The organism is Pseudomonas sp. B21-015 (assembly GCF_024749285.1).
In the GTDB taxonomy this organism is placed as follows: Bacteria; Pseudomonadota; Gammaproteobacteria; order Pseudomonadales; family Pseudomonadaceae; genus Aquipseudomonas.
On sequence record NZ_CP087196.1, the window covers coordinates 5,040,478 to 5,053,100 of the forward strand.

Annotated in this window: 13 protein-coding genes; 3 read left to right on the top strand and 10 right to left on the bottom strand. The window is 52.7% G+C overall.

The window, feature by feature from the left end; all coding sequences use genetic code 11:
- Positions 1–118: 118 nt before the first annotated feature.
- The 6 genes from LOY38_RS22990 to LOY38_RS23015 all read right to left on the bottom strand — a co-directional run bounded on the left by LOY38_RS22990 (position 119) and on the right by LOY38_RS23015 (position 5,366).
- Positions 119–1,579, bottom strand: a complete 1,461-nt coding sequence (locus LOY38_RS22990) for an SAM-dependent methyltransferase (protein WP_258700778.1) — start codon at positions 1,577–1,579, stop codon at positions 119–121.
- Positions 1,572–2,153 carry a restriction endonuclease subunit S gene (locus LOY38_RS22995; RefSeq protein ID WP_258697190.1) on the bottom strand — a complete coding sequence of 194 codons (582 nt, stop codon included), beginning with the start codon at positions 2,151–2,153 and terminating at the stop codon, positions 1,572–1,574. Before LOY38_RS22995 ends, LOY38_RS22990 begins: the two co-directional genes overlap by 8 nt.
- 1,502 nt (positions 2,154–3,655) lie before the next feature.
- Complete coding sequence (locus LOY38_RS23000) at positions 3,656–3,937, bottom strand: hypothetical protein (protein ID WP_258697191.1); 282 nt, start codon at positions 3,935–3,937, stop codon at positions 3,656–3,658.
- Positions 3,938–4,007: 70 nt separating this feature from the next.
- Positions 4,008–4,391, bottom strand: a complete 384-nt coding sequence (locus LOY38_RS23005) for a hypothetical protein (protein ID WP_258697192.1) — start codon at positions 4,389–4,391, stop codon at positions 4,008–4,010.
- Positions 4,392–4,481: 90 nt separating this feature from the next.
- Positions 4,482–4,772, bottom strand: coding sequence for a hypothetical protein (locus LOY38_RS23010; RefSeq protein WP_236710306.1), 291 nt, complete (start codon positions 4,770–4,772; stop codon positions 4,482–4,484).
- A gap of 210 nt (positions 4,773–4,982) precedes the next feature.
- Complete coding sequence (locus LOY38_RS23015) at positions 4,983–5,366, bottom strand: DUF6957 family protein (protein ID WP_258700779.1); 384 nt, start codon at positions 5,364–5,366, stop codon at positions 4,983–4,985.
- A gap of 252 nt (positions 5,367–5,618) precedes the next feature.
- Here LOY38_RS23015 and LOY38_RS23020 point away from each other — a divergent pair, with 252 nt between their 5' ends.
- From LOY38_RS23020 to LOY38_RS23030, 3 genes are all read left to right on the top strand, one after another.
- Positions 5,619–6,116: a helix-turn-helix domain-containing protein gene (locus tag LOY38_RS23020; RefSeq protein ID WP_258697193.1), complete on the top strand. Its 498-nt coding sequence runs from the start codon at positions 5,619–5,621 to the stop codon at positions 6,114–6,116.
- A 622-nt stretch (positions 6,117–6,738) separates the two neighbouring features.
- Positions 6,739–8,283: a Fic family protein gene (locus tag LOY38_RS23025; protein WP_258697194.1), complete on the top strand. Its 1,545-nt coding sequence runs from the start codon at positions 6,739–6,741 to the stop codon at positions 8,281–8,283.
- A gap of 225 nt (positions 8,284–8,508) precedes the next feature.
- The gene (locus LOY38_RS23030) at positions 8,509–9,069 is read left to right on the top strand and encodes a magnesium transporter (RefSeq protein WP_258697195.1); all 561 of its coding nucleotides are present in this window, start codon (positions 8,509–8,511) and stop codon (positions 9,067–9,069) included.
- Between the two features lie 32 nt (positions 9,070–9,101).
- Here LOY38_RS23030 and LOY38_RS23035 read toward each other — a convergent pair whose 3' ends face one another.
- Genes LOY38_RS23035 through ctaD form a run of 4 tightly spaced genes read right to left on the bottom strand, consistent with a single transcriptional unit; the run spans position 9,102 to position 12,608 of the window.
- Positions 9,102–9,419: a cytochrome C oxidase subunit IV family protein gene (locus tag LOY38_RS23035; RefSeq protein WP_007935708.1), complete on the bottom strand. Its 318-nt coding sequence runs from the start codon at positions 9,417–9,419 to the stop codon at positions 9,102–9,104.
- Positions 9,420–9,432: 13 nt separating this feature from the next.
- Complete coding sequence (locus LOY38_RS23040; protein ID WP_258697196.1) at positions 9,433–10,137, bottom strand: heme-copper oxidase subunit III family protein; 705 nt, start codon at positions 10,135–10,137, stop codon at positions 9,433–9,435.
- A gap of 6 nt (positions 10,138–10,143) precedes the next feature.
- Positions 10,144–10,836, bottom strand: a complete 693-nt coding sequence (locus LOY38_RS23045) for a cytochrome c oxidase subunit 3 (RefSeq protein ID WP_258697197.1) — start codon at positions 10,834–10,836, stop codon at positions 10,144–10,146.
- Positions 10,833–12,608, bottom strand: coding sequence for a cytochrome c oxidase subunit I (ctaD, locus tag LOY38_RS23050; RefSeq protein ID WP_258700780.1), 1,776 nt, complete (start codon positions 12,606–12,608; stop codon positions 10,833–10,835). Before ctaD ends, LOY38_RS23045 begins: the two co-directional genes overlap by 4 nt.
- Positions 12,609–12,623 lie beyond the last annotated feature (15 nt).

Below are 12,623 nucleotides of genomic sequence, written 5' to 3' on the forward strand. Positions count from 1 at the left end.
TTTATATCCTTGACTACTCAAGATAGTCCAGCCAGATAGGAAAGCTCGCACCCGCCTTGATAAGGCCCGCTTCGTAGCGGCCAAACTAGGCATTTATAAATCCAGCCCACGCAACCACTCATACCAGCTCGGCAATGAGCAGCGCCCGCTTAGCCTCAAGGCGTGCAAGCTCAGCCGTTAGAGACGCTTTTTCGCTACGTAGCGCTGGAATATTTACTAAGTTTTTCTCTAACGGCGACCCTACATAGCGAGCCACGCTTAGATTCATGTCGTTAGCTGCAATATCGCTTTGAGAAGCGCGCTTCGAGTAATAATTTAACGTTGATCGATCATGGAAACAGCTCACGATTCTTTCGAGATCACTGTGCCTCAATGTATTTTGAACCTTGCCAGCCTGGAAGGATCTGCTGGCATCAATAAATAGGACATCATCAGTAGACTTGTTATTTCTTATGACCAGAATCGCTGCCCCAATAGATGTAGATGAAAACAATTTAGTGGGCAGTGCTATGATTGCATCTATGAGATTTTCCCGAACTAGACTCTCCCTAATCTGCAACTCAGACCCACCCCGAAAAAGCACACCCAGAGGGACAATGACTGCCATGCGTCCATTCCCTGATTTCAGGCTCGCTATCATATGACTAAGAAACGCATAGTCCCCTGAAGATCGCGGAGGAACGCCTCGGGAAAAACGCTCGAAGCGATCATTACCCGCCTCATCGCCCCCCCAATCACGCACCGAAAAGGGCGGATGAGATATCAGGATGTCAAATTTCTCAAGCCGGCCAGAGGTGTCCAGATATTGGGGATCTCGCAATGAATCGCCGAGCTTAAGCTGATATTGATCCTCCCCATTCAAGATCATGTTCATCTTGGCTAGCGCCCATGTATCGCCGTTTATTTCTTGTCCATACAAAGCGCGGCCACTTTTCGCTAAAGGCTCACCGGCCTCTTGGTTGCAGGTAATCAGTGTCGAGGCACTACCGCAATAAGGGTCAAATATTGTCTCTCCAGACTTTACCTTCATCAGCCTAGCGATGAGCAACGACAGCTCTGGCGGCGTGAAAAACTCCGCGCCTCGCTTTCCTCCAGCACTAGATGCAAACATCAGGAGAATTCGGCTAGCCTCGATCGCAATCTTCGAGGTTTTAGAGCAAGGGGAAGGAAAGCTCAAATCGAGCACGCTGAAAGCATCTAAAAGCATCGGTAGAAGGCGATCTTTCTGTTCCGAGCTCCCCAACGTCGGGGCATCGAAATCAATGCCACGGAAGACACCTGTTAACTCAGTATTTTCCTCTTCTAACGCTCGGAGTGCTGAGTTCAGGCGTTTAGCATTTCCTGGTCGAAACTGCGCTTCCATTAGGGCCGAATATCGCGCCTCACCAGGAACTAAAAAACGGGCAGGTGGCAGCGGTTCTCGAGAATCATCGCGAATGCACGTATCTGAAATGTACTTCAACAGCAGAGCTGCAAAAGTGAAACGTAATGTATAAGCCGGGTCACACACACCACTGAGTACATTGCATGCTTGCAGGACGACTGCTTTGACAGAAGGCAGCTCTGACTCTTTAATCATTTTCACGACCTCTGCTCCAGAGCCCTTCAGTCAAGTGTGCAGTTTCTTCCCCGTCCAGCTCATTCAAACGATGACGAATCAATGCGATTCTCTGCGTGGTGGATTCCAGATCTGCGATGAGTCGCTGTTTACTCATTTCTGGAGCCTCTATCACTAACGATTGTAGGGATGACTTCGTGAGAGCTAGGATACTTGTCCCGCTCAACATCAACGCTATCTTGGCCTGCGTCGAAGCCCGATTGAGATACCACGCAAGGTAATGCGGATCCAGATCCCGGCTGGGCGTGATTACGTTCAACTGCCCTAGCGGGAAAACGGGCTCATCGGCACCTTCAAAACACCAAGCTCGATATCGATCTCCCCGCGACGGGATGACCACATCACCGGGTTGCAAGCAGTAGCCTTTGAGCTGATCGTCGATTTTGATCCTCGGGAGATCTTGCCATTGCAGCGGCCGGACACTTGCCAGATTGCGAATGGCCAATGCGCGAACATTCCCTTCATCGTCCTCTTGAGGTACCTGAGACCGGAACACGTATGCTGTTCGGATGTTATTCAGAAAAAACGAGCGCATGTCATAGGTCTCTACTGCTGATGTGGAGACTGTAGGCTAGAATGACACCGACGGTCAAGCAGTAGAGCCCTATGCAAATCGCTTAAGCAGGGAGGAGTATTCGCCTCGCATACCACTGACGTTGTCTTTAGGCTCTCCCTGGAGCTAGTGAGGCAGCGGCGTCGGCGAAACGACTGATATTCTTTTAGCGCTGAAAGCTAAATCGCCAAGCTGGCAGTGAGCTCACGAATCCTCCCGCTAGCACCTGGTCTCAGCAAGGTGACGCTTCGCTGCATCAAGTCGGATGGTCTGAGCTCAGATATCACGAATGTCAATGCGGCATATCTACAGGCAGGCGCCAGGATCTTGGGAAAACATCTATTCTCGAACATTGGTCACAGAGCCTCCTGTTCTCCGCTATACGTCTCTACCCGCCTGACAGTTCCACGCCAACGAACAGTTGGTCAGTAAAGTGTCGCCGGTTTCAAACTCTTATTTATTCCAGAAGGCTCGCGAAACGACCGAATGCTCAGAGACTTACATCTATTTATATATTGGTAGGGAAAAAAATCTCCAGCCCTTCTTAGCAAAAAACTGTACGAACCTACAGCACCAACCAGGAAATGCATAAGGCCTCTAAATACTACTCAGCTGTCAAACCCTTGAATCTACTAAGTCACGCCCATCCCACCGTTGGAACCACCGTCTCGAATCCATTACCGCAATACAGACACAACCCAATATTTCCAAGCTATTTAATTTTAGCGGTGCTCCTTGATTTATCGAACCACTGTGCAAAACTCGCAGCATCAGTCTTGGCATCCAAAGTAAAAGGTGAAAGATGGACTATCACGTGTATTACATCAGTATTGATATCACTGTCGAAGAGAGACTCCTCGACCACCCTGATAATCTATGCGGAGTATCGAGAGCGACAGTGGATACCAAGAAGAATCCACTGTACTGGCATTGCAAAAATATCCGAGAGGTTGAACAGGCATACGAACGTCATCACAACTTTCCGACTAATGATGATGCAGTTCTTTGGCCGAAACAGAAGGTAAAGGTGCTTAAGGTCGAGCCCGCACCTGCATGTTAGGTCTAGCGATTCGTAGCCACCGCCTTTGGGCAGCTTACTAATCATGAAGATCCTTTCTCCGTGCACGACGCCGATCTTATACGAAACTATAAATAGGCATTCATGAAATTGCTAATCAGCTTCGTCGTCTTTGACACCACCGTTGGGGCGGTTTTACTGGGCAATCACTCCTCTATGAGCGCAGTTCGATATGAGATCGTCAGTACGGACGCGGTCGAATATTCCACATGCGAGTCAGTCAGAGATGTCGAAGCGGCGTTTGAGGGAGTATGTAATTATGTGTGTACCGACGACGATGTAACCCGTCCAGAAAGAAAAGTTAAGGTGATCAAGGTAGAGGCGCTTCCCGGATAATAATACGGTAGCCTTTGAATTTAGGCTGCGCAGGTTCACAGGAATGCCATGTGAGATCGCACCTAGATCCTCAGGGGTAATTATCGCGTTCTTCGCCGAGATCAAATTCACCGAAAGCACCGAGATAAACGTTTCGACAGGGCATTTTAACAAGCAGACCCTGTGCTATTAGCAAGCTGGGGATTTCTCGCATGAGGTCACCAGCATCCAACGGGGTCATATTCGGTAATCTGATCTTTTCGATGAAAGCTGAAATATCGAAGTCGCGCACAGCCACATAGGGGCCATTCCTGTCATAGCCTCCGAAACCACCGGAGGCTATGCAGATCACCTCGCCTTTATTGAAAATCATGCTGAGCCCCCTTTTTGGATGACAAGCCTGCTACGCAGCGGCCAGCGACTGAACAGGACGCATGCGACTATCACTGCAGCGTGTGCGGAGAAAGATGATGTTGCCCCTTGGAGAGTCGTAGGAAATCTCGAAGGCTCGAACGTCCATTTCCACGTTGGAAGGTGGCAAGCACATAGCGGGAGTTCTCCGTAGTCAGAATCCAGTACCGCCCTTCTCGTTCCGCCTTAACGATGTCAGAGGTGCGTATGAGGTGCCCATCTTCAAACCGTCCAAATTGATCTTTTCGCTTGTGGCCAAAAACCATACCGATGCCCGCCCGCGCCCGGATAGAAACACCGCAGAGGTACGCGGTCACTGGCACATCAAAGCCTTGTTCCTGAGCTTTGATGATTCGCTTGAGGTCGAAATCTGTGTGGCGTTTTCCGTGGAAGTTCATATCTAATGTGTCCAGCATCGTTGGGCTCCGGTTGCGGTCTGGATGGAGTTATCAAGAACTGCACACGCAACCAGACGCGCTGGTATCGTGCGGGATTATTGGTAAATTTCAGGCTGATTGAATCATGCATGAGAGAAAGACGGGCCTCAGGTTGGCCAGCGCTTCAATCTTGAAATCTCGCTGGTGTGAGGTGTGATACACCGCTCCCTTAGCCACTTCCAACAAGCAAACCTCAGAACCAGACCCGTCGTCACCAACGGTTACTCTGGTTAACCGCTCCATCTGCCAGCCTCCGGACTTATTCATCCAAGATGGCGTCACAGCCATAATCTCGGTAATAGCTAAATCCGCACCCTGGCTTACCAACATTTTTTGAAGCTGGTGGGTGTCGTCAATCATCAACGCGCACTCGCTAAGTCGACCCTCGTTTTCGATACAAAGGGTGAGGTGATACCAAGGTGTTCGTAGCAGCCTTGACACTCCACGCCAATGGGACACGCCCTCCCCGAACATTCCTGGGACGCCTATCAGGTCGTTGCCTAAGGTTCTGAACATGTGTCGCCTCAAATTGCTGGAGCACGTCAGTTGCCCAGCAGAACCGGTTGGTAATCAGAAAAGGGAAAATATCGCTTCGATAGAAGCAGACTTACGATGGCCTGGGCCGAGCAAGACGTAGACCGTGTTGCGTGTTTCGAATAGGTAGCCTTCCTTGAAAGCGGTGCCCATGCTTGAGCGCACCCAATGGCCTGGCTCGAAACGCCTCTGCTCATCGTCCACAACTTTGTGGGCAAACATAAACATTGGTTGGCAGCCTGCGGCGGTAACTTTCGCTCGCTCTTCGTCGGTGACGATGGCGTCTAGGATGATCCATTCTTCGACGGCGCAGAGGGGCATCCATTTGTAGCGCTTTCTGGCAGCGGCCATCGCGTCTTCGAGGCTATATTCTGAGCCAACTATAGAGATTCCAGGATCTCCCAAAAGCCCCACATCCATCACTCCAACCAAGTGCTACCTCCGAAATCATCTACGAGTAGTACGCTTGCTCACCAGAGGCTTGCTGAAAAGTCAGCGTGCTGGTCTTCATGCCCAGCGAAACGCTCTCATCTAATTCCCATAAATTGCCAAAACGAGCTTACGGAAGCTTCGCTATGGGCCGTCCCCGTCAGCTTTATGCGCAATACTACCTCATTATGGTATTTAACGGAAACCCTCCTGTGTGGCTATATCCTGACTTTTGAGTGAGCCATGCAGCTTAGAATCGCACTCGCAGGCGCAATCCGAGCCCTGCGCCTGCAGCGTCAGCTTCGACACGAAGATCTTTCTGACGCCTCCGCGAAATCCAAACTCAGCGCCCTCGAACGAGGCGATACAAGTATCACCCTTGAGAAGTTCGAGAGCCTTGCTGAGGGCCTTCGAATAGACCCTCTAGCCCTCCTGGCTCTATGCATGTCCAAACGGCTAAACACTCCCTATCCCGCTCTCATGGAGACTGCTCTAAAGCAGCTTCGAGCCTTTGAAAAAGAAGGAGGTCTGGGGATTCTTGCTGAACAGCTTTCTGATGGAGAAGTCGCCCATCGTAAGCCTGGCAAGCCCCAGAATAAGGGAAGCGAAAACGTCGTTCGCGAGCTAAAGGCGGCAGGGATGAATCAATCGCAGATTGCACGCGAGACCGGCTTAGCTCTATCGACTGTCCATCGATATTGGAAGAGGATCAATGCTACTGATCCTAGAGCGGATGAATGAGGCGGATGAAGAAGGTTTCTGCAAGTGGTTCGGGCCACGTGCGGATAGTTGATATGCCTTGGGATATGCGAGGAGTCTGCCAAGCCAAAAGCTCCTGTATCAGGCTTGGAGGATCATGGGGGGCGACGGAAGGTCTCCGTTTCAAAAGTCACAATGTGAGTCAAGACGGATTTGAGGAATCACAACTTTACGGCCAACGACTCCAGGGGGGTGAGCCGCTCACGCACCTACACACCTACACAACATTTACACTTCGTTGTCCATTAACGGGTCGATTCCCTTCACCCGCTCCAATCAGATTTCAGTCTCACGTCGTTTTTTGACGGGGGATGCAGGTAAAGAAAAAACCGGCCTTGATGGTCGGTTTTTTTGTGTCTGGGATTTGGTGGAATCGGGCTCTGAGGCATCCCCCCATTTTCATCCGTTGTCCGCTGATCGATGAGTAAGTGCTCTCGGGGCGGTAGCGACTAATCTGAAGTCCGTTAGCGTTTTTTTCGAAAAACACGGGTTTATTATCAAATTTCATCAAGCGTTAATGTTTTCACATCTATGAAAATTAGCGTTTTCGCATATGATCGATCTTCTGTTAGCGTTTTTCTTGCCCCAGTAAAGGATTTCGTCAATGCAAGTCGGTTACAAGACCCTCGCGAACCGTTACGACATCGCACTGGCACAGCCTCTACGAGTCGACTCGATGATCGGCACTGTACGTGTCAGTCGCGAGAGTGACGGAAATGTGGAGAACCGGTATCCGGCAAGCTATCGGCCCGCAGACGATTTCGCAGGACATTTCGAATTCGGCCTCAAGTATGAAGAGATCCATCTCGAGTTCTTCGCCCGCCTGTTTGCGGTCATAGGTCCGCAGCCTGTCGAAGACTGGTGTCGACGGGAGCCATTCGGCCAGTATGCCCGTCGCACGGGATTCCTCTACGAATGGCTGACAGGACAACGTCTGGATGTGCCAGACGTGACCAATGGCGGCTATGTTGATGTACTTTCGCCAAAAGATTACCTGACTCGTCGCGAGGCACTGCGAACGCGGCGTTGGCGAGTTAATAACAACCTGCCGGGGACGGCTGAGTTCTGCCCCTTGGTTCGTCGTACGGCGCCAGTGCAGGACGCTCTGCAATTTGATCTGCGCGAGGCACTGGATGAATTGGACCAGGCCTTTGGCCCCGACATCCTGATGCGTACCGCCAGTTGGCTGACGTTCAAGGAATCGCGCGCGAGCTTTCTCATCGAAAAGGAAGCCGACCAGGCCGATCGCATCCAGCGGTTTGCCCATGTCATTGCCCAGTACTGCGGACATATCGAAGACCCGTTGAGCAACGACAGCCTGCACTCCCTGCAAGCCGGCATTCTGGGGTGTGACGCCATTGGACTGGGCTTGCGGCGCTCCCCTGTGTTTGTGGGGCAGGCCACGATGCGCGAGGACATCGTGCATTACATTGCCCCCCATTTCGCGGATCTTGCGCAGCTGTTGGCAGGACTCAACGAGTTTGAGGTCGCAACGCGTGGTGCGGAATCAGTGGCACGTGCCGCAGTGTTGGCATTTGGCTTCGTGTACATCCATCCCATGCGCGATGGCAATGGCCGGATTCATCGCTTCCTTATCAACGACACCCTGATTCGGGATAAGGCAGTGCCCGACGGCGTAATACTGCCGGTGTCAGCCACAATCACGAGTTCGATCGACTTCAGGGCCGGCTACGACCGTACTCTCGAAGTGTTCTCGCGACCGTTCATGCGACGTTACGCAGCGGCCTATCGGTTCGGCGAACTCGTGACCTACGAGGACGGGACTCGCAGCAACTTCACCTTCGATGAATACGAGGACGCGTGTTTTGCCTGGCGGTATCCCGATCTGACCGAACATGTCCTGTACACCGCACGCGTCGTCGAGCACACGATTCGAAAAGAAATGGCGGATGAAGCCAGAGTACTGGTGATCTTTCAGCGAGCTCAGGAGCAGCTGAAAGAGGTACTGGAAATGCCAGACCTGGATGCGAACCGCATCATCCGCTCCATCAAGGAGAACAGCTGGGTAGTGTCCGGCAAGCTAAAGAAAGGGTACCCGCAGCTTGAAGATGAGCGCATGGCGGAACGCGTCGTGGAGGCCGTACGTTCTGCGTTTGAGGATCGAGAGATGGAGGTCGGCGAAGAGTGATTCTTCGGCGGACTCGGATAAGCCTTTGATTCCCCGTTTTTCACGCCCCTAATGCTGCCGCTGAATCTTGACACTGCAAATACCGCATGCTAGCGAGTGCTATACTTCCTACGAATTGCATCAAGTGTGCAGCGTTCCCCACGTGCACAGACATCGACTGCAAATCTCAGTTAACGGCTGCAAGACAGAGGAGGTCTACAGCCAATACGAGATGGGAGGTGTGGCATGAATCGGCACTATTACATCAGTGATAATCTCGACGATCTCGAAGCCGTTGAAAATGAACTGGAAGCCAACGGCATCAATACCGAACAAATTCATGTGCTCAGCGAAAAAGTGGCTGATGTTGAAGAACATCACCTCCACGAGGTTAACTCGCTGATGAAACAGGATGTTGTTCACTCTGGCGAGATTGGTGCAGTGATCGGTGTGCCACTCGCGGCACTGGTCCTTGGCGGCGCCTATTGGCTGGGCTGGACCGAATCCGCCGCAGGCTGGGTGCCTTTTATCTTCCTGGCCGTTGTTATATTTGGCTTCTGCATCTGGGAAGGCGGTTTTTTCGGGTTCCAGGTGCCGAATGCTCACTTCCGCAGTTTTAAACAGATGGTAGAAGAGGGTAAACATGTCTTCTTCGTGGATGTTGAACCGAACCAGGAATTGGTACTGGACCAGGTCATCGAACACCATCCAACGCTGAAGATCGCCGGCATGGGAGCGGCAGCACCCCACTGGACAGTCGCCTGGCAGCACAAATGGCATCAGTTCAAGCGAGTGATATCGGGTTAGCCCCTGGAGGCTGAAGGCCATCCGGCAGTTGATTATTGACCGAAGAAAATGACCCGGCTGAGGAAAACATAGTCCGCCTCGGTGGCCATCAGCCCGACGAGCACCAGTAAGCACAACGGTGGCACCAATATGGCGTAGACCATGGCCAACCGTTCCCAGGCCATATGCATGAAGATGGAGACAATTAAACCTGCCTTCAACAACATGAACGTGATAATCAGGGCCCACCGAAGGTAGCCATGGAAGTGAAAGTAGTCGACCAGATACGACATCGTGCTGAGGACGAATAACAGCCCCCAGATTTTGAGGTACAAACTGATTGGATGTTGCTGACCCTGAGCATGTGCCATCACCCGTGCTCCTCTACCATAAATAGAAGAAAGCAAAAATAAACACCCACACCAAATCCACGAAGTGCCAGTAAAGCCCGGCTATCTCGACGTTCTGATAGTTTCCGGAGCGCTCATAATCTCCTCGCATGACTTTCATCGCCACAATGCTGAGGTAGATGGCGCCGATTGACACATGCAGCCCGTGAAAACCGGTAATCATGAAAAAACTGGCACCAAATTGCGCCGCCCCCATGGGGTTCCCCCAGGGACGCACCCCTTCTGCGATGAGTTTGCTCCATTCAAATGCCTGCATGCTGACGAAGGTCACCCCCAAGGCAGCGGTCGCCAGCATCAGGGCAGCGGTTTTCGCGCGATCACGGCGATAGGCGAAGTTAACGGCCATGGCCATGGTGCCGCTGCTACTGATCAGCACAAAGGTCATGATGGCGATCAGAATAAGCGGGATTTCCTTACCAGCAATCGTCAACGCGAACACTTCACTGGGGTTCGGCCAGGCGGTGGTGATGGTCATGCGTACCGACATGTAGCCGGTTAAAAAACAGGTGAATATAAAAGTATCGCTGAGCAGGAATATCCACATCATCGCCTTGCCCCAAGGGACCTGCTTGAAGGCCTCTCTATCCGAGGACCAATCGCTGGCGATACCCTGCCATCCCGGTGCAGGCGGTGAGTCTGGTGGATTGGATTCGCCTGGGGCAAGTGGGTGCGATGCCATGGTTTTTCACCTCAGGCCGCAGAATCTGGCGATGGCTTCATAGGTCTCCGGCGTGCTGGCCAGCAAAGCGAATAGCACGAACCAAAGACCCAGCAAGTAATGCCAATAGGTGGTACAGAGCTCTATGCTGACGCTGAGTTGCGCCAACGGCACGCGACGCAGGAATTTAGCGACGATGATGCTCCAGGCTATCAGCCCGCCCAGCAAGTGGAGCCCATGCAGTCCGGTCAACAGGTAGAAGAAACTGTTGGCCGGATTGCTGGCGACAAAGTAGCCCCAGGCGACAAACTGCTGCCAGACCCAGAATTGCCCCACCAGAAAGGCAATGGCAAATACGCCCCCCAAGGCAAAACCAATGACCGTAGCGTCCAGTCGAGCCTGCCGGGCGGCCATACGGCCCCCCTGCAGTGCGATGCAACTCAACACCAGAAAAGCCGAATTCAGCCATAGCTGCCAGAGATTGGCTAACGGCGCCAAGGGGTCTGTCAGGGGGAGCCAGTCGGCCATTTGTGAACGGGCAATAAAGGCGAACAGGAAGAGAAAGAATAACGAACTCACCACGACCAGAAACAAGCGCAGGCCCACTCTTGCGATTTGCCTTCTATCGGCACCCTCGGAGGCCTGAATACCCCCAGGGTCGCGACTCCAACTGCCGCTGGGGTCAGCACCGTCGGCGTTTCTCAATAGCAGCCTTTTCATGTTTTAACGTCCGCTATCTTGGTTCCGGCACTCAGTTGCCGCATCTGCTCCAGCTCCTCGGCGGAGACCGTTTGCGGAACGAAATCCTGTTCTATCCCCGGCACACTGTAGTCATAGGCCCAGCGATGCACGACCGGCAGCTTCGCTCCCCAGTTACCGTGAATCGGTGGGGTGTTCGGCGTTTGCCATTCCAGGCTGGCCGCGCCCCAGGGATTACTGCCTGCGGGCTTGCCCTTGAATGCACTCCAGGCCAGGTTGAACAGGAACAGCAACTGGGAAACGCCGACGGTCAATGCAATCACCGTAATGAAAGCATTCAGCTCTTGCGCCGACTGCGGAATGAACGCGTAGTTTTCATAGGCGTAGTAGCGGCGTGGCATACCCTGAAAACCCAGGTAGTGCATGGGGAAGAAGATGGCGTAGGTACCCAGAAAGGTAATCCAGAAATGCAACTTGCCCAGGGTGTCGTTCAACATGCGCCCGGTTACTTTGGGGAACCAATGATAAATGCCGCCGAACACCACCAGTACCGGTGCGACCCCCATGACCATATGAAAATGGGCTACGACGAAATAGGTGTCCGAGAGCGGAATATCCACAATCACATTGCCGAGAAACAACCCGGTCAGACCGCCGACCAGGAAGGTGACGATAAAGGCCAGGGCAAACAGCATCGGCACGGTCAGATGGATGTCGCCCCGCCACAGGGTCAGCACCCAGTTGTAGACTTTCAGTGCGGTCGGCACCGCGATGATCAAGGTGGTGACGGCGAAGAAAAAGCCAAAGTACGGGTTCATTCCGCTGACATACATGTGGTGCGCCCAGACCACAAAGCTGAGTACGCCAATCGCAATAATGGCCCACACCATCATTCGGTAGCCGAAGATATTTTTACGCGCATGCGTGCTGATCAAGTCGGAGACCAGGCCAAACGCAGGGAGCGCCACGATGTAGACCTCCGGGTGGCCGAAGAACCAGAACAGGTGCTGGAATAATATTGGGCTGCCACCCTGGTGATCGATCTGCTGCCCCAGCGAGATCATCGCCGGCATAAAGAAGCTGGTGCCCAATAGCTTGTCGAACAGCATCATGACAGCACTGACGAACAATGCCGGGAACGCCAGCAAGGCCATAATCGAGGCCATGAAGATTCCCCATACGGAGAGCGGCATGCGAAACAATGTCATGCCGTGCGTGCGCGCCTGCAACACCGTGGTGACGTAGTTCAACCCGCCCATGGTGGCTGCGACAATAAAGATCGCCAGCGAGACGAGCATCAGGACGATGCCCCACTCGAAACCCGGTGTCCCCTGAGAAATGGACTGTGGCGGATAGAGCGTCCAACCCGAACCGGTGGGGCCGCCAGGGACAAAGAAACTGGAGAGCAACACCACTACCGCTAGCAGGTAGAACCAGTAACTCAGCATGTTGACATAGGGGAAGACCATGTCGCGGGCGCCCACCATCAACGGGATCAGATAGTTACCGAAGCCACCCAGAAACAAGGCCGTCAGCAAGTAAATGACCATGATCATGCCGTGCATGGTCATCGCCTGATAGTAAGCACTGGCGTCCATGAACTCCAAAGTGCCGGGGAAGCCAATCTGTATGCGCATCAAGCCGGACAACACCACGGCGATAACGCCCACGAATATAGCCGTCAAGGAATATTGAATGGCTATGACCTTGTGGTCCTGACTCCAGATATATTTGGTCAGGAAGCTTTTGGGTTCGTGCAGTGCTTCTGTTTCGGCTTGCTCCGCATAGGCCATCACGTCATCCTCCTG

Bases quoted from the DNA above. Each gene is read 5' to 3' on its own strand.
- LOY38_RS22990 (WP_258700778.1), bottom strand. From the start codon at position 1,579: ATGATTAAAGAGTCAGAGCTGCCTTCTGTCAAAGCAGTCGTCCTGCAA.
- LOY38_RS22995 (WP_258697190.1), bottom strand. From the start codon at position 2,153: ATGCGCTCGTTTTTTCTGAATAACATCCGAACAGCATACGTGTTCCGG.
- LOY38_RS23000 (WP_258697191.1), bottom strand. From the start codon at position 3,937: ATGATTTTCAATAAAGGCGAGGTGATCTGCATAGCCTCCGGTGGTTTC.
- LOY38_RS23005 (WP_258697192.1), bottom strand. From the start codon at position 4,391: ATGCTGGACACATTAGATATGAACTTCCACGGAAAACGCCACACAGAT.
- LOY38_RS23010 (WP_236710306.1), bottom strand. From the start codon at position 4,772: ATGATTGACGACACCCACCAGCTTCAAAAAATGTTGGTAAGCCAGGGT.
- LOY38_RS23015 (WP_258700779.1), bottom strand. From the start codon at position 5,366: ATGGATGTGGGGCTTTTGGGAGATCCTGGAATCTCTATAGTTGGCTCA.
- LOY38_RS23020 (WP_258697193.1), top strand. From the start codon at position 5,619: ATGCAGCTTAGAATCGCACTCGCAGGCGCAATCCGAGCCCTGCGCCTG.
- LOY38_RS23025 (WP_258697194.1), top strand. From the start codon at position 6,739: ATGCAAGTCGGTTACAAGACCCTCGCGAACCGTTACGACATCGCACTG.
- LOY38_RS23030 (WP_258697195.1), top strand. From the start codon at position 8,509: ATGAATCGGCACTATTACATCAGTGATAATCTCGACGATCTCGAAGCC.
- LOY38_RS23035 (WP_007935708.1), bottom strand. From the start codon at position 9,419: ATGGCACATGCTCAGGGTCAGCAACATCCAATCAGTTTGTACCTCAAA.
- LOY38_RS23040 (WP_258697196.1), bottom strand. From the start codon at position 10,137: ATGGCATCGCACCCACTTGCCCCAGGCGAATCCAATCCACCAGACTCA.
- LOY38_RS23045 (WP_258697197.1), bottom strand. From the start codon at position 10,836: ATGAAAAGGCTGCTATTGAGAAACGCCGACGGTGCTGACCCCAGCGGC.
- ctaD (WP_258700780.1), bottom strand. From the start codon at position 12,608: ATGGCCTATGCGGAGCAAGCCGAAACAGAAGCACTGCACGAACCCAAA.